Source organism: Brevundimonas sp. NIBR10 (genome assembly GCF_027912515.1).
Taxonomy (GTDB): domain Bacteria; phylum Pseudomonadota; class Alphaproteobacteria; order Caulobacterales; family Caulobacteraceae; genus Brevundimonas.
Genome location: NZ_CP115464.1, coordinates 2,482,600 through 2,498,997 on the forward strand (window position 1 = coordinate 2,482,600; position 16,398 = coordinate 2,498,997).

Below are 16,398 nucleotides of genomic sequence, written 5' to 3' on the forward strand. Positions count from 1 at the left end.
CCAGATCTGCGGGCGGCCTCAAAAGCCGCCCGCCGGCCTAGAACAGCGAAGTTGGCACGACATGGATGACGGAGGGCGTCTCGGTCATAAACGGTCCAGCCGTCGCCACGAACTCTGCGAAATCGGCGGATTTGGTGAAGGTCTCGGTGTGGTCCTCGACGGTGTTCCAGCCGATCCTGAGAACATAGCGCCCGGGCGTTTCCACGATCCGCTCCAGCGCCAGGCTGGTGCAGCCCTGAGCCTTGCGGAACAGCGGCGCGGTCGCTGCGATGGCGGCCTCGAACGCCTCTGCCTTCTCAGGCGCGACCTGGATCGTGGCTTGCTCGAAGATCATGTCAGAACGTCCCTGAAAAGGCTGAAAGCGGGTGGGTCGAGAGGTGGGCCACGCGATGACCCGAAAGTCGCGCCAGCGCCAGACTATGCGCATGCACGACAGAAGACCTTGACGTGACGGCTCGCCTCAACCTCTCGGTTTTCAGGCCTTAAGCATTGAAATAACTATGTAATCGTCCGGGCGGACTTTTGCGAAGATCCGACCGATAGATTGTAAATCGGCTTCAGTGAGCGCTAGCTGGACGTGACAGGTTACGTGCTGCCAACTGGATTGTCCGATGCCCAAATTCGATATCGTCATCAAGGGCGGGACCATCATCGATGGTCTTCGCACCCCGAGATTCCGCGGTGACATCGCGATCAAGGATGACAAGATCGTTCAGATCGGAGGAAATATTCCGGTCGATGACGCAGGTCGGGTTATCGATGCGGCGGGCAAGGTCGTGGCTCCGGGCGTCGTCGATCTGCACACCCACTATGACAGCCAGCTGTTCTGGGATCCGTGGTGCACGATGTCGGGATGGCACGGGGTGACCAGCGTCGTCATCGGCAACTGCGGGTTCGGCTTCGCGCCCGTGAAGCCCGAGGATCGCGAGCGCGCCATGCTCTCGCTGACCCGCAACGAGGCTGTCCCGCTCGAAACGATGCGCGAGGGGATGCCGTGGGACTGGGTGACCTTCAAGGAGTATCTGGAAAGTGTCGAGCGTACGCCCAAGGGCGTGAACGTCATGTCCTTCGTGCCCCTCGCGCCCCTCTACGGCTATGTCGTCGGCACCGACGAGGCCAAGAAGCGGCAGGCGACCGAGGAAGAGTTGCAGCAGATGTGCGACCTGCTCGTCGAAGGCATGGAGGTCGGAGGCTGTGGCATCAGCGCCCAGATCCTCGGCATAGAGGGCAATGTCCAGCTCGATTTCGACGGAACGCCCATGGTCACGGACCTGATGAGCGAGCGCGATCTCAAGGCCTTCTCGCGCGCCATGGGTTCGACCGGGCGAGGGGTTTCCCAGGTCACGGGCAATATGGAGTTCGCCGAGACGATGGCGCGCGAAAGCGGCCGTCCCGTGATCTGGAACGCCCTCATGGCCGATGGCGCCCTCAACCAGCACGGCGGAGCCACCATGACCGCCCAGACCGCGATCGACCGTCTGAACGTGTTGAACCAGGAGGAGGGGCTGCGCGTCTACGCCCAGGCCCAGACTGTCAATTTCGGCTCTCAGTTCACGTTCGAGGACTACAATCTGCTCGATGCCGTCCCGGTCTGGAAAGAGGCCTGCATGGGGACCATCGCCGAGAAGATGGTCAAGCTGGCCGACCCCGAACGCCGTGCGGGGATGAAGCAGAATCTGGCGGAACGGAACGGCCTGTTCGGGTCCGGGTACGTCCTGGACCTGATCAAGGTCGGCTGGATTCCGCTCGATGTTCCCAATGGGCTGGAGTTGCAGCGGACCTATGAGGGATACACGATCGGAGAGATCGCGGCGCGCGAGAACAAGCATCCGATCGACGTGCTGCTCGACATCGCGCTGTGGGGTGAACTCAAGAGCGGCTTCGAGACCGAGATGATCATGACGCCGCCCGAGAGCATGAGATTGGTGGTCAACTCGCCCATGGCCCTGCCGGGCATCAGCGACGGCGGCGCCCACACCAAATTCATCACCACGGGACGTTTCCCGACCGAGCTTCTGGGTTACTGGATCCGGGAGCACGATCTGATGTCTCTCGAAGACGCCCACTGGCGGCTGTCGGCCTATCCCGCCCAGGCGGCGGGGCTGAAGGGCAGGGGGTTCATCGCCGAGGACATGGCGGCGGACATCATCATCTACGATCCTGAAACCGTGGACGCCGGACCCCAGGAAAGGGTCTGGGACTATCCGGCCAACGAATGGCGGCTGATCCAGAAAGCCGTCGGCTATCACTACATCATCGTGAACGGCGAAATCACCTTCATCGACGGCGAATGCACCCAGGCCACGCCCGGCAAATTGCTGCGGCACGGAACCGCCTGAGCCTTAGGACGCGCCATGACCAGAACCCTGACCCGCGAGACCTTCGGTCCCGTCTTCGACGCCGACCATCATTACTGGGAGTCCGCCGAGGCATTCATGCGCTACCGCGATCCGAAATACAGGGATCGCGGCCTGCGGTTGGTCGAGCACGAGGGCGCGACCCGCTATTTCATGGGCGACAAGCTCTGGACGATGCTGCCGGGTCCCGGCGACGAGCATCTGCGACCCGTGCCGGGTTCCATGTTCGATTTCTTCGCGGGCCGCGACTCCCAGGACGCGATGCGCCGGGCGTTCACCCAGAAGCCCGCCGATCATCCCGAATACTACGATCGCGAAAAGCGCCTCCAGGCGCTGGATCAGCAGGGGGTGGAGGCGTGCTGGATGTTTCCGTCCCACGGGGTCTGCATCGAGGGTCCGCTGCAGATCGATCCCGAAGCGTCGATGAACATCCTGACCGGGTTCAACAAATGGATCGAGGAGGAATGGGGCTTCGCCTATCAGAACCGCATCTTCAGTGCGCCCTTCCTGACGCTTTCAGATCCGGACGCTGCGGTCGCCGAGCTTGAATGGGCTCTGAAGAAGGGGGCTCGCATCGTCACGATGCGGCACGGACCGGTCTTCACCCGCGCGGGTTACAAGTCGCCGGCGGACCCCCTGTTTGACCCCTTCTGGGCAAGGCTTGAAGAGGCCGGCATCACCCTGGCGCTGCACGCCGGTCAGGAAGAGGCCTACTCGGGAGTCGCCGATGCCGTCGTGAAGGCCTGGGGCCTGAATGTCGATCTGTCCCGCACGTTCGACCCCACCAACGCCCCACCACCTTTGGGCAAAGACGACTACGCCCCGAACTTCGTCAGCATGTTGCTGAAACACCGTCTGGTTCACGACCATGCGGCGGCGATGATTTCACACGGCCTCTTTGACCGGTTCCCGCGCCTCCGGGTGGCATTCGTCGAGTTCGGGGGAACCTGGGTTGGACCGCTTCTGCACAGCCTTCAGCTGGCGCACGGTCAGTACCCCGGCATGTTCAAGACCAATCCGGTGGATCAATTCCACCGCAACTGCTGGGTCGCACCCTTCGTCGAGGATGACGTCGATGAACTTGCCAAGCACATTCCGGTTGAACGCATCCTGTTCGGATCGGACTGGCCGCACGGCGAGGGCGTGGCTCATCCGCTGGACTTCTTTGACAACATCGAGAACTTTTCAGACGACGCCGTCCGTCGGATCATGCGCGATAACGCACGGGAACTAACCTACGCCTGACGGCTCGACGCGATCCTCGGCGCGTCCCGGATCGCGTCCGCCTGGCTGTGTTCAGGTCTCGATCGTCGCGATATGGCTGCGGACGTCGGCAGTCTCGCCTTGCTGAACCAGGATTTCCGTGAGGACTCCGCTGCCGGGCGAAGGGACTTCCACAGTGGTCTTGGCGGCCTCCACCTCAAGCAGGATTTCGCCGGCTTCGACCCGATCGCCGACCGCTTTCAGCCAGTTGGCGATTTCACCATCCTGCATTCCCATGCCGAACTGCGGCAGAAGCACCTTGATCTTGGCCATGACTAGATTCCCTGGGCTGGAAGGCGATGTTCGGCGCCCACCAAGCGATAGGCGGCGGCCACGATGCGATCGACGGAGGGGTAGAGCGCCTTCTCGATCGCCGGACTGAAGGGCAGGTGGGTGTCGGCCGTCGCGACCCGCAGGACCGGGCCACGCAGGGCGTCGAACGCCTGTTCCGCGATCAGGGCCGAGATCTCGCTGGCCGCACTGCATGTCTGATGCGCGGGGTCGACGGTAATCGCCCGACCGGTCTTGCGGACTGACTTGAGGATCATTGCGCGATCGAGCGGCACGAGAGTTCGTGGGTCGATGACCTCAAGTGAAATTCCCTCCGCTGCGAGCTTTTGTGCGGCTTTCAGCGCGATTGGCACGCCGCCCGCCACGGCGATGACCGAGATGTCGGTTCCCTCGCGCTTCACCTCTCCCTCACCTAGGGGGATGATAAAGTCCGGGTCGTCGGGCAGGTCGGCTTTGCTAGACCAGCAGGTACTGTCTTCGAAACACAGGACCGGGTCGTCGTCCCGGATCGCGGCCTTGAGCAGGCCCTTCATGTCCCGGGCATCGGACGGCACGATGATCTTCAGCCCCGGCATGTTCATGAACATGGAGTAGGGGCGGTCGCTATGCTGGGCCGCGTTGGAGTTTCCGTAGAAAAGGCAACTGCGGATGACGAGAGGCAGCCGCGCCTGGCCACCATAGATGTAGCGGGACTTCGCAATGATGCTCATGATCTGATCCATGGCCGGATACAGAAAGGACGAAATCGTCACGTCGACGATGGGACGCATTCCCACCATGGCTGCGCCGGCCGATGCCCCGATGAATCCGTTCTCCGAAATCGGTGTGTCGCGGACCCGCTCCTTGCCGAACATCTCCGTGAAGCCAGTCGTCGTGCCGAACACGTTGCAGACGATGTCCTCGCCCATGATGAAGACGCGCTCGTCGCGCTGCATCTCCTCCATCTGCGCCTGACGGATCGCCTCGATGTAACTGCCTCTGGCCATAAGCTCGCCTTTCAGTTCACGAGATAGTGAGGGATGGGGAGACGATCGACGAAGACATCATCGAACGCGGCCAGTTGGTCCGGATAGTCACTGGCGCGTGCGAAGGCCAAGGCGGCCTCCACATCGGCCTTGGCCTCTCGTTCAATGGTCTCGATCGCCTCGAGCGATGTTCCATTGGCGGTCAAGCGCGCCTTGTAGAGCGTGATCGGATCTCGTTCGCGCCACGCATCGACTTCAGTACCCCGATCCCGCAATACCCGGCCCATGTTCACTGCATGCTCGGCGTAACGATAGGTCTTGGCCTCGATCAGGGTAGGCCCGCCTCCGGCACGGGCGCGCGCGACAGCTTCGGCCACCGCCGCCTCGACAGCATCGACGTCCTGCCCGTCCACGATGGCCGACGGCATGCCGTAAGACTTGGCGCGATCGGCGATATCGGGAATGGACACCACCTGGCTCACCGGCGTCGAAACCGCATAGCCATTGTTCTCGCACAGGAAGATCGCCGGCAGGCTCCAGACGGCCGCCAGGTTCAGGCCCTCGTGAAACGCGCCTTCATTGGTCGCCCCATCGCCGAAGAAGCACAGCGATACCCGGTCCGTGCCCTGAAGCTTGGCTCCGAGCGCCGCCCCGGCGGCCACAGGGATGCCGGATCCGACAATGCTTGTTTCGCCCAGGCTGCCAACCGAGAAGTCCGACAGGTGCATCGAGCCGCCCTTGCCCTTGCAGACCCCTGTCACCTTGCCGAGCAGCTCAGCCATGAGTGGGCCGAGCGCGGCGCCCTTGGCGATCGGGTGGCCGTGACTGCGATGGTTGCCGACCATGTAGTCGTCATCGCGCAGGGCGATGCAGGCCCCGACGCCGGTCGCCTCCTGACCGGTATAGGTGTGAAGCGATCCCGGAACTTCCCCGGCGGCGTGGATCGCCTCGGCGACGGCCTCGAACTCGCGAATGCGCATCATCCTGCGGTATTTCTCGAGCCCGAGGTCGTTGGGTCTATGGGTCATGGTCTTCCTGCGGATGTGTGCGGGAAAGGGGCTACAGGACGGTCAGCCGGCGAAGGCGGCGACAGCCGTGCGGCAATCCATCAAGGCGCGTTTGGCCCCGCTGATCAGAAATAGAGCGGCGGCGGAGATGGGTATGAAGCGGATGCCGCGGGCGAGCAGCACCTCGACTTCTGACGCCTCCATCGCCGCGTTGCCGGCGACCTTGCCGTGCCTGCGGCAGGCCTCCACGATTTTTTCCATCGCTTCCACCACGGGCGGAGGCGGCAAGGAGGCATAGATCTGGTCCTTGGTCAGACCCATGCTGACGGCCAGATCAGCTCCTCCCAGCAGGACGCCGTCCACACCCGGCGTCGCCACGATCGCCTCCAGGTTCTCCATCCCCTCAACGGTCTCGATCATCACCATGCAGAAGGGATCCTGGCTCAAGGGATCGCCGCCCAAGGTGTTTCGGGCCGCTCCGATCGAGCGGGTTCCATGCGGAGGAAAACGGGTAGCGTCCGCGACGCATTTCGCCTGGTCTGCGGTGGACACCATCGGTACCACGACGCCGATCGCGCCGATATCCAATGCCCGCCCGATTTCGGCAGGATCATGCCCCGTGACGCGCACGAGCGAATGGGTCCCCCCGAGCTGCAAAGACTGCAGCAGCGACAGCAGGCCATCCCAGCTCGCGGTGCCGTGCTGGAGATCAACGATGACCCAGTCGAAGCCGATTGCGCCGCAACGCTCCGCGATCAGATTGCACCGGATGCCATACCAGGTGCCAAGAGTGGCTGCGTCATTCTCCAGCGCCTTGCGTATCGGATTCATGCGCCGCTCCAAATGTCGAAATCGATGGGCCAGCGTAAGCGTCTGCGGCCCTTACGATCGACGAACGCCTGTAAGCTGTCGGGCACAGGTATCACGCCCGATCAGACCCGGCTCTGATATCGACCGCAGCGGCGGCAAGGCATCGTACGGGCGGTAATCGCGGCGGCGTCGTTGCCGTCGCTCGCAGGCCAGCAATAAAGGTCCAACGCGGTCCGTCGGGCGGTTTGAGGTCCTTATCACCTGAGATCCGCTGAGAGGCCCAGCTGTAGAACGACCTTGGAGACGCGCATCTCCCCTTGCGCACCCGCACCCCAGGATACGCCATGATCAACGATCCGCTGCTTCAGCCCTTCCAGACCAAGAACCTGAAGTTCAAGAACCGCATCGTTCATGCGCCGACGACCATGAACATGTCCGATCCGACGGGACACGTCACGGGCAAGATCACCGGCGCTTACGAAAGCTTCGGGGCGGGCGGTTTCGGCGCGGTTTGCGTCGGTGCCACCTGCGTTCGTTATGACGGGCTTATCAACGAACGGATGCTGGGCCTCTACGACGACACCTACATCATCGGACAGCGCGACCTGGTTGAGGTGATCCACAATAATGGTGCTCTGGCCGGTATCCAGCTGTTCTACGGTGGCCTGATCCCCGGCGTCGGCGCATCCTTCCCTATCGATCCCGGCAAGGGCTGGATCCCGGGCACTGTGGCCTGGGGGCCGACGGCGGCTTATGCGATCGGCAACAAGGAGCCCGGCGTGGTTCCCACCGAGGTCTATCGCAGCCTGGTCGAGGATTTTGCCCAGGCCGCCCGTCGGGCTCGCGAAGCCGGGTACGACTACATTTCATACCATTTCTGCCACGGATCATTGCCGCACGTGACGCTGTCGCTGTTGGCCAACAAGGGACGAAACGACGAGTATTCGGACCATTTCCTGTTCTGCGAGCAGATCATCCAGCGGACCCAGGAACTCTGCGGCAAGGACTTTGCCCAGTTCCCACGCATGTGCTGCGACGAGAACTACGAGGGCGGCTACGACATCGACTATTTCGTCGAGCACTACGCGCCTCGTCTCCACGCCCTTGGCGTTGAGGGCATCGACGCGACATTCGGTTCCATGCTGCCGGCCAAAGACCGCAACCCGGAACTGAGTTCGGGCGAGATGATCGGCGGCGGCTTCTACACCCCCAATCTCGTCACGCTTCCCAGCGTCGAAAAGCTTCGGGCCGGCCTTCAGGCCAAGGGCATCGATATGCCCCTGATGGGGTCGTGCAACATCAATACGCCCGACCAGATGCGCACGATGATCCGGACGGGCGCTGCCGATCTGTTCGCCTCCTGCCGTCAGTCACTCGACGACCCTGATTTTCCTCGCAAGATCGCCGAGGGCCGCGAGGAAGATATTAGAAGGTCTACCCGCACGGGGTCTTCGCTCCTTCAGGGCAACATATTCAACAAGGGCTGGGCCGGTTCCGCCCAGAACGCCAGCTTCGGACGAGACCGGGAATACCGGATCAGACCCACTCATAGGCCGCGGAAGGTCGCGATCGTCGGCGGCGGCTCTGGCGGCATGGAATACGCCATCGTTGCCGACGCGATCGGTCACGACGTCATCCTGTTCGAGAAGTCCGACGCGCTAGGCGGCGTCATGAACTGGGCGGGCAACTATCCCCATCTGCCCAACATGGAGCAGATCGCCTACCAGCCCGAATGGCACCGCACCATGATCGCAAAGAGCGGCGTCGAGGTCAGGCTAGGGCAGGACGTTGATGCCGAGCAACTGATTGCCGAAAAACCCGACGTGGTCGTGATCGCGACCGGGGCTCGACCGACGCCAGTGCAAGCCGAAGGTCTGGACGCAGCCCTGGATGGCGGGTTCGCGCTCCTGATCGATGACGTTCTCAAAGACCGGTCGGTCCTGCCGGCAGGCCCCATCGTCATCTGGGGTGCCGGCGAAGGGATCGAACTCGCACTGGACTTGGCGCGGGAGGGTCGAACCGTTCGGCTGCTCGATCCCAGGTCGGCGCTGGCTCCGGCCCCCTATATCGGATCGCGGTCCAAGGCGGTGATGCGTTGGGCCGGGCAGGCTGGACTGACGTCCGAGCAAGGCATGACCCTGACTTCCATCGGCGGCGGGTCGGTCCGCGTCGGTCACCCGGACGGGCGGGCGGAGGACATCGCCTGCGGCGCGCTCATCATCGCGCCGGGCCGTACGGCGCATGATCCGCTTTCCATGGCGCTGTATGGTACAGGGATCACCGTTCAGGTGATCGGCGACGCCCGCTCGCCTCGGTCTTATGGAAATGCGATCCACGAAGCGGCGTACCTCGCTCGCAACATTTAGAATGATGACCGATCCCGTCTCCGCCGCCGAGGCCGAAGCCGCCGTCGCTACCCTGATCCGGTGGGCCGGAGACGATCCGGACCGCGAAGGTCTGCTCGACACGCCCGCCCGCGGTCGCTCGCAGCGAAAAGGAGCTTTTCGACGGCTACGAGGGCGACCCTAGGGTTTATCTGGAACGTACCTTCGAGGAGGTCGGCGGCTACGACCATCTCGTCGCTCTGAAGGATATCCGCTTCGTCGGCTTCTGCGAGCATCACATGCTGCCGGTCGTCGGGGTCGTTCATGTCGGCTACCTGCCCACGGATCGGTTAGTCGGCATCGCCAGGCTGGCGCGCGTCGTGCGCGACTATGCGAAACCACTACAGATTCAGGAGAAGATGACGGCCGAGATCGCCACGGCCATCGAAAAGGTCCTTCACCCCGCCGGCGTCGGTGTGGTCATCGAGGCTGGGCACAGCTGCATGACACTGCGCGGGACCAATTCTCCTGGTGCCAAGCTGACCACCGCCAGCCTGCGGGGCGTGGTGCGCGATGATCCGCGCACGCGCGAGGAGTTCCTGCGTCTCACGCGGTGACACCGTATTCCGGCGTCCAAGCGATCCTCTTTACCCAGAGAACCCCAACACCGGCCCCGCTGCAGGAGTGAATCTGTTCAGGATCACCGGCGGCTAGAGGCGAAAGAGCGGCCAGATCGCCATGCCGAGGCCGACCAGGCTTGTCAGAAAAATGAGCGTACGAACCTTGGGGATTCCAGCCGCATAGACGGGGAGGTATACGAGACGCGCACCGAGCCAGATCCAGCCGCCGATCGCAGTCCAAAGATCGCCACGGCCGCTGACGACCACGCCGAGCAGAGCGATGACGGCAATCGGCAACGTCTCCAGGTAATTCGATTGAGCGCGCACGAGACGTCCTGCACCGGGATTGAGCGGGACGAGGACATCATCACGAGCCCCCATATTCCAGTCGACGCCGTACTGTTTTGTTTTCAGGTGAGCGGCTGCGAAGATGTGAACCATCAGAAGAACGGCAGCCAGCGCCAAGATGAGGAGTTCAGGATTCATGACGCCGCCCTTCGATAGGATCAGATTGGAAGATCGCCCGGGCAAGCTGTCAATCCAGGCCAAGTCGTTTATCGGCGCGGCGATGGGTACATCCGGCTGGACCGAGGCGCGGGCTCAGGAACGCGCTCCACAGGGCTGGAGACGATCATGACGCCACCTTGCGCGATGACGCCAGAGATGACGCTGGGCATCGACTTCGGCACGACCAATACGGTGGTCGCCATGACCGGCGCGGACGGTGCGGTCGCGGTGTTGCGGTTCGCAGCGCCGGACGGCGATCTGACCGCCTTCCGCTCGACCTTGAGCTTCCAGATCCATGAGGACGCCGACGGCGTGGCCGAACGGGTGGTCGAGGCCGGTCCCTGGGCCATAGACGCCTATGTCGAGGATCCCCTCGACACCCGTTTCATTCAGTCATTCAAGACCTTCGCCGCCAGTCCAGCCTTCACTGAGACCGTCATCGACAACCGCAGATACGGCTTCGAGGACCTGCTATCGTCTTTCCTGCTCCGGTTGCGTCAGCGTGGTGGGCCGGCAATGTCCGTGCTCCCAGCGCGGGTTATCGTTGGACGGCCGGTGACCTTCGCCGGTGGGTCGGACGAGCAGCTGGCGCTGGATCGTTACGAGACCGCCTTCGCCAGGATGGGGTTCACCGACATCCGCTATGCCTATGAACCGGTTGGGGCCGCCTTCTTCTTCGCGCGTCAGCTGACGACTGCGGCCACGGTCCTCGTCGCCGACTTCGGCGGCGGCACCAGCGACTTCTCCATCGTGAGATTCGAACCGTCGTCCTCCGGCCTCCGCTCCACCGCCCTGGCGCGCGCAGGGGTCGGGGTGGCCGGGGACGCCTTCGACTACCGCATCATCGACCAGCTGGTGTCGCCGGAGCTGGGCAAGGGCGGCGAGTACCGCAGCTTCGAAAAGGTGCTGCCCATTCCCCAGCGGTACTACGCCGCCTTTGCCCGGTGGGATCAGCTCGCCCTGTTGCGGGCGTCTCGGGACATGAAAGATATCCGCGATATCGCACGTAACGCCCTGCAGCCTGAAAGGCTGTGTCGACTGATCGAGGTACTGGACGATAATCACGGCTACGCCCTGTACCAGGCTGTATCCCGTCTGAAGATGGATCTGTCACGCGACGAGGTGGCGACGTTCTGCTTCGAGGCCGGCACGATCCGGATCGAGACGCCCGTCGCCCGATCGGACTTCGAAGGCTGGATCGCCCCAGAGCTCGCTGCCATCGAACGTGCCGTCGACCAGGCCATCGCCACGTCGCATCTCGAGCCACACCAGATCGATCGCATCTTCCTGACCGGCGGATCGTCCTTCGTACCGGCCGTACGCGACATCTTCCGACGTCGCTTTGAGCCCAATAGGATCGAAACCGGGGGCGAGTTCGAGTCGATCGCGGTGGGCTTGGCCCTGATCGGTCGCGAGCCGGAGCTCAAGCTGTGGACCGAGCGGAGAGGGGCGGACAGGTCGTCTAGCCCGGTCACGGGGTCGTTCTCGTCGGAGGTGGTGTGATTGCCATGGGGGCGACGCCACGCTCGTCCTCGATCATATAATTCGGGACCGACCCGGGTCGCCCGCCTCGGGCGCATTCCCGACATCGCCGAGACCAGGGCATACGTTTCTTCGGTCGTGGAGTGTTACCTCGCCCTGACCGCGGGCCGGGGCGTGCGCAGGTCGACCCAGTGCGGTCCGATGGAGGCGCTCCCATGACCCCGGACGTAGAAGGGTACGGCCCCGAGGCGAAGGCCGAACTCCTGTTGACGCGCGCGGAGGCGACCGCCCACCTGGGGACGCTCGGAATTCGTATGAAGACCGCGACCCTGCCGCGGCTGTGGTCCACCGGGGGAGGCGGACCGCCCTGTCAGCACATCCGTTCCAAACCCTTCTACCCGCGTGAGCTGCTGGAGGCGTCCAGATCTCGGATCTGCGGACCGCTTCGCCGGCGGCCGCGCAGCCGCGCCCTCGTGGTTGAGGCTCTACATCCGCGCCCCGTTTGTGACGGCGACTGAAGTCCTTGACGACCCTTCGGCGAGCTTTGCGCGCAAGCAGGTTCTGCGCGCCTGGGCTGACCGGGATGTCGTGGACGCCGCGAACGATGCGGCGGTGCTTCAGCTCGTGTGTCAGGCTGCGGTCCTCGCCTGGCTGGTGGGGGGAACGTCATGACGTTCGCAGTAGATGGCGCGCCTGTGCCTACCGGGGGACCTGAGGATCGCTTGCCGACCTGGGCTCGGGTCAAGGACATCACCGGCATCAGCCGAACCACGGCCCGGCGGATGCAGAAGGCCGGCGACTTCCCGGAGCCCGTGGCCATCTCGCCCAAGCGGGTGGGATGGTGGGAGTGCGAGCTCACGCCCTGGAAAGCCACGCGCAAGGCCGGCGGGAAGGCCCGGTCGTTGGCACCGCCCCGAAAACCCACGCTGATCGAAACCGCGCGATCGCCCGCAAGCCCTCGACCGCTTCTAGGTCGTCAGCAGCATCAGGCGATCGATCGCCCGAGAGAGCTCAGTCCGATCCCACCGCGAGGGCCCAGCGCGTTCTGCCGCTTGGCGCGCCGGCGCCCGCAGCTGTCTCCCGCCGCGCCGGTCGCAAGCGTCCGGCCTCGGTAGATCAGATCGATTTCGGGATCTGAGGCGCCGGCTCCGGGATCGGGGTGTCCGAGACGGAAGGTCCTCCAGGCCGGTGTCGAGCATGCAGATTTCGACGATCGACAAGGCGAGGCTTTCAAGGTCCCCGCCGTGTGTCACGCTCTCGTCGGTCCTCGCTCTTGTGTACGCCGTTACCGTCTCTGGGTGGGATCGGCGTTCGCGAGCCGACGCTTGTTGACGGAACGGTGTTGGCAAAACAGAGTCGTACCATGTGGGGAATCGTTCTGACCAACGCGGCGGGCGACGCGATCGATCAGGTCGTGGTCGACGCGCCGATCGAGTCCCTGCGCGACTGGTGCCGGCAGGCTCTCGAATCGCGCCCCGAGGCGGCGCGCGCTCGACTGGTCTCCGATGATGGTCTTTTGGAATATGCCTATCCCGAGTGTCGCGATTCCGTCAGGTGACGGGTCGATCCTGGGGCCGTCGCGAGCATTCTGTACTTTGCAGATCGGTTCACTGGCCCGGCTTTCCCCGCGTCATGTGAACACGACTGCAATGGGCGACCCACAACGTGTCGACGCGTGATTCGTGTTGCCCCGGTGCAGCCTCAAAAATGGAGACCTCAACCTGGCGTCACCTGAAACCAAGCGGAAAGCTGTGGAAAACAGCCGCCTAGCGCGGTTTGATTTTCGGGTGCCTTTGGGGGCTGCGTAGGAAAAAAACAAAAGGCGCTGCAAAAACAGCGCCTTAAGTCCGAGAGTGGCTCCGCGGGTAGGATTCGAACCTACGACCAGCCGATTAACAGTCGGCTGCTCTACCACTGAGCTACCGCGGAACAGAGGCTCGGGAGGCGGGCCTATAGCAGTGGCGCGCGCGGCTGTGCAACGGCTAATGTCGGTCATGGACCCGATTAGGATCGACGACCCCGACGACCCCCGCATCACCGCCTATCGCGACATCAAGGAACGCGATCTGACCGGCCGCGAGGGCCTGTTCATCGCCGAGGGTGAGGTCGTGGTTCGCACCCTGGCGTCGTCGGCCTCGCGCTGTCGGATGAGATCGATGCTGCTGGCCGAGAAGCGGGTCGCCGGCCTTTCAGACCTGATCACTGGGCTGCCGGTCGAGACGCCAGTCTATGTGGTGGGGCAGGCCGTTCTGGACGTCGTGGCGGGATTTCCCTTGCACCGGGGCATTCTGGCGCTGGGTGAAAAGCCGCCGGTCCTGACAATCGCAGAGGCGTTGTCGGGGCTGCCGGAGGAAACCGTCGTCGTCGCGGCCTCCGCGATCGGCAATCACGACAACATCGGCGGCCTGTACCGCAATGCGGCGGCCTTTGGGGCCGGGGCTGTGCTGCTGGACGATCTGTGCGGCGACCCCTTCTATCGCAAGGCGATCCGGGTGTCGGTCGGGGCGGTGCTGAGGACGGCGCGGATCGAGCCCCTGCCTGTCGACGCGCTCGTCGATGCTCTGATCGCATCCGGGTTCGAGGTCATTGCTTTGACGCCGGGAGGCGGCGAGACCCTGGCGTCGCTCACGCCCGGCGGTCGGCGTGCGATCCTGCTGGGATCGGAGGGGCCGGGACTGCCCCAGGCCGTCATCGACCGCTGCCGGGCTGTGCGCATCCCGATGTCCGGCGGCTTCGATTCGCTCAACGTCGCGGTGACCAGCGCGGTGGCCCTGCATCAGCTCACGGCGCTGGCGGACTGACCCACTCTCCGGTCAGGCGAAACGGGCACGGCCGAATGCGCCCGCTACGTGACAAGTTGCGGAATTCTTTGTGCAAAGATGCACATCCGCTTGATGGAACGCTGTTTCTGTGGCGCCTTGTTTGCAGGGGGACGTCATCATGACCCATCTGATCCATTTCGCGCACAGGAACGCCCGGACCGTCGCCATGGCGGCGATGGCGGTCGGTGTCGTGCTGGCAGGCGCTATCGGCTGGATGACCGCGCCGGTCTGAGCGCGGTCGACATACGGCACCGGGAAGGGCAGGTTCGCGAGGTCGCCTGCGTCCGTGGAGTTCCGTCATGTCGCCTCGCCTTGTTATCGCTGCCGTCTCGGCCCTGGGCCTGCTCGCGGGGTGCGCCACGGCGGGAAAGGGCGGCTCCGATGGCCGGGTCGATCCGGCGCGGCTGAACGAGACGGTGCGCATCCTGGCCGGCGACGACTTCGAGGGCAGGGGGCCCACGACGCCGGGCGAGGAGAAGGCGGTTACCTGGATCGCCGGTCAGTTCCAGGCCCTGGGGCTTGAGCCCGCCGGCGACGACGGCACCTGGTTCCAGACCGTGCCGATCAACCGCTTCACCCAGGACGGCCCCGCCGTGATCACCGCCAAGGCGGGCGGCGAGACCCTGACCTTTCAACGGGGCACCGAGGTCATCGTCGGCAGCCACCGGCCCGTTCCCCGGATCACACTGACCGACACGCCGGTCGTCTTCGTCGGCTATGGAGTGACGGCACCCGAGCGCGGCTGGGACGACTTCAAGGGCGTCGATGTGCGCGGCAAGATCGTGCTGATGCTGGTCAACGACCCGGACTTCGAGGTCGCCGCCGACAGTCCCGTGGCAGGCAAGTTCGACGGGCGCGGCATGACCTACTACGGCCGCTGGGTCTACAAGTTCGAGGAGGCAGCGAGGCGCGGGGCGGCGGGCGTTCTGGTGATCCATGAGACGGCCGGGGCCGGCTATCCGTGGAACACTCTGCAGAACTCGTCCACGGCGGCCCTGCTCGACATCGTCCGCGCCGACGTCGAGGCAGAGCGGGTCCAGGCGCAAGGCTGGGTCCAGCAGCCGATCGCCGCCAGGCTGATGCAGGCGGCGGGTCTCGACTACGCGACGCTGAAAAGCGCGGCCCAGAGCGCCGATTTCCGCCCCGTCGAGCTGACCGGAGTGACGATGTCGCTGAACTTCGGCCAGACATATCAACGGCTGACGACCCGCAACGTCGCTGCCAGACTGACCGGCACGACCCGGCCGGACGAGACCGTGATGTTCGGGGCCCACTGGGACGCGTTCGGACACGCCACGGCCAATGCGGCGGGCGACGACATCTACAACGGGGCCGTCGACAACGCCTCGGGCGTCGCGGGTCTGCTGGAACTGGCGCGGCTGTTCGCGGAGGCCCCCCGCACCGAACGCTCGACCCTGTTCATGTCGTGGGCGGCGGAGGAGGCGGGGCTGCTGGGGGCGTATCACTATGCGGCCCAACCGCTGGTGCCGCTGGAGACGACGGTGGCCAACATCAACATGGACTCGCTGTTGCCCGGCCCGGCCGAACCGCAGATCGTAGTCATCGGCTATGGCAAGACCGACCTTCAGGACAGACTGGAGCGTGACGCCGTCGCCGTGGGCCGCACCCTGATCGCCGATCCCGCACCGCAGGTCGGGGCCTTCTATCGCTCGGACCACTTCCCCCTTGCCAAGATGGGCGTGCCGGCCCTGTTCGCGGCGGCGGGCTTCACCGGGGCGTCGGAACGCAGCCGGGTCTATGTGCGCGATCGCTATCACCAGCCGACCGACGACTGGGACACGACCTGGACGATGGAGGGCGCCGCCGAGGACGTGCAACTGCTCTACGGCGTCGGTCGCTGGCTGGCGGAGGGGCGCAACTGGCCCAAATGGACGCCGGGTAATGAGTTCGAGGCTGTGCGTGAGATCAGCGTGGCCCGGCGTCGCTAGG

General features: G+C 64.3%; 15 protein-coding genes and 1 tRNA gene. 9 read left to right on the plus strand and 7 right to left on the minus strand.

Going from position 1 to position 16,398, the window contains the following annotated elements:
• Positions 1 to 37: 37 nt before the first annotated feature.
• Positions 38 to 334, minus strand: a complete 297-nt coding sequence (locus tag O5K39_RS12155) for an antibiotic biosynthesis monooxygenase (RefSeq protein WP_271143891.1) — start codon at positions 332 to 334, stop codon at positions 38 to 40.
• Between the two features lie 277 nt (positions 335 to 611).
• Here O5K39_RS12155 and O5K39_RS12160 point away from each other — a divergent pair, with 277 nt between their 5' ends.
• On the plus strand, positions 612 to 2,339 hold the full coding sequence (locus O5K39_RS12160) for an amidohydrolase family protein (protein WP_271143892.1): 1,728 nt from the start codon (positions 612 to 614) through the stop codon (positions 2,337 to 2,339).
• Between the two features lie 15 nt (positions 2,340 to 2,354).
• A complete protein-coding gene (locus O5K39_RS12165) occupies positions 2,355 to 3,602 on the plus strand; it encodes an amidohydrolase family protein (RefSeq protein ID WP_271143893.1) in 1,248 nt (415 codons plus the stop codon).
• A gap of 51 nt (positions 3,603 to 3,653) precedes the next feature.
• On the opposite strand, the gene O5K39_RS12170 is transcribed toward O5K39_RS12165, so the two are convergent.
• The 4 genes from O5K39_RS12170 to O5K39_RS12185 are packed head-to-tail and all read right to left on the minus strand — an operon-like array spanning position 3,654 to position 6,714.
• Positions 3,654 to 3,893 carry a biotin/lipoyl-containing protein gene (locus tag O5K39_RS12170; RefSeq protein WP_271143894.1) on the minus strand — a complete coding sequence of 80 codons (240 nt, stop codon included), beginning with the start codon at positions 3,891 to 3,893 and terminating at the stop codon, positions 3,654 to 3,656.
• 2 nt (positions 3,894 to 3,895) lie between these two features.
• Complete coding sequence (locus tag O5K39_RS12175; protein ID WP_271143895.1) at positions 3,896 to 4,897, minus strand: transketolase C-terminal domain-containing protein; 1,002 nt, start codon at positions 4,895 to 4,897, stop codon at positions 3,896 to 3,898.
• A gap of 11 nt (positions 4,898 to 4,908) precedes the next feature.
• On the minus strand, positions 4,909 to 5,904 hold the full coding sequence (locus O5K39_RS12180; RefSeq protein WP_271143896.1) for a thiamine pyrophosphate-dependent dehydrogenase E1 component subunit alpha: 996 nt from the start codon (positions 5,902 to 5,904) through the stop codon (positions 4,909 to 4,911).
• A 42-nt stretch (positions 5,905 to 5,946) separates the two neighbouring features.
• On the minus strand, positions 5,947 to 6,714 hold the full coding sequence (locus O5K39_RS12185) for an aldolase/citrate lyase family protein (RefSeq protein WP_271143897.1): 768 nt from the start codon (positions 6,712 to 6,714) through the stop codon (positions 5,947 to 5,949).
• 323 nt (positions 6,715 to 7,037) lie between these two features.
• On the opposite strand from O5K39_RS12185, the gene O5K39_RS12190 reads away from it, so the two are divergent.
• Both O5K39_RS12190 and folE read left to right on the plus strand, forming a co-directional pair.
• Positions 7,038 to 9,059: an FAD-dependent oxidoreductase gene (locus tag O5K39_RS12190; RefSeq protein ID WP_271143898.1), complete on the plus strand. Its 2,022-nt coding sequence runs from the start codon at positions 7,038 to 7,040 to the stop codon at positions 9,057 to 9,059.
• A gap of 74 nt (positions 9,060 to 9,133) precedes the next feature.
• Positions 9,134 to 9,634 carry a GTP cyclohydrolase I gene (gene folE / locus O5K39_RS12195; RefSeq protein ID WP_348637130.1) on the plus strand — a complete coding sequence of 167 codons (501 nt, stop codon included), beginning with the start codon at positions 9,134 to 9,136 and terminating at the stop codon, positions 9,632 to 9,634.
• Between the two features lie 93 nt (positions 9,635 to 9,727).
• Here folE and O5K39_RS12200 read toward each other — a convergent pair whose 3' ends face one another.
• The gene (locus tag O5K39_RS12200; RefSeq protein WP_271143899.1) at positions 9,728 to 10,186 is read right to left on the minus strand and encodes an MAPEG family protein; all 459 of its coding nucleotides are present in this window, start codon (positions 10,184 to 10,186) and stop codon (positions 9,728 to 9,730) included.
• A gap of 84 nt (positions 10,187 to 10,270) precedes the next feature.
• Here O5K39_RS12200 and O5K39_RS12205 point away from each other — a divergent pair, with 84 nt between their 5' ends.
• From O5K39_RS12205 to O5K39_RS12215, 3 genes are all read left to right on the plus strand, one after another.
• Positions 10,271 to 11,647, plus strand: coding sequence for an Hsp70 family protein (locus O5K39_RS12205; RefSeq protein ID WP_271143900.1), 1,377 nt, complete (start codon positions 10,271 to 10,273; stop codon positions 11,645 to 11,647).
• Positions 11,648 to 12,294: 647 nt separating this feature from the next.
• Positions 12,295 to 12,741, plus strand: coding sequence for an AlpA family phage regulatory protein (locus O5K39_RS12210; protein ID WP_271143901.1), 447 nt, complete (start codon positions 12,295 to 12,297; stop codon positions 12,739 to 12,741).
• 248 nt (positions 12,742 to 12,989) lie between these two features.
• On the plus strand, positions 12,990 to 13,184 hold the full coding sequence (locus O5K39_RS12215) for a hypothetical protein (protein WP_271143902.1): 195 nt from the start codon (positions 12,990 to 12,992) through the stop codon (positions 13,182 to 13,184).
• 296 nt (positions 13,185 to 13,480) lie between these two features.
• On the opposite strand, the gene O5K39_RS12220 is transcribed toward O5K39_RS12215, so the two are convergent.
• Positions 13,481 to 13,555 (minus strand) — tRNA-Asn (locus tag O5K39_RS12220).
• 65 nt (positions 13,556 to 13,620) lie between these two features.
• On the opposite strand from O5K39_RS12220, the gene O5K39_RS12225 reads away from it, so the two are divergent.
• Both O5K39_RS12225 and O5K39_RS12230 read left to right on the plus strand, forming a co-directional pair.
• Entirely contained in the window at positions 13,621 to 14,427 is an 807-nt protein-coding gene (locus tag O5K39_RS12225; protein ID WP_271143903.1) for an RNA methyltransferase, read from the plus strand.
• A gap of 320 nt (positions 14,428 to 14,747) precedes the next feature.
• On the plus strand, positions 14,748 to 16,397 hold the full coding sequence (locus tag O5K39_RS12230; protein WP_271143904.1) for a M28 family metallopeptidase: 1,650 nt from the start codon (positions 14,748 to 14,750) through the stop codon (positions 16,395 to 16,397).
• Position 16,398 lies beyond the last annotated feature (1 nt).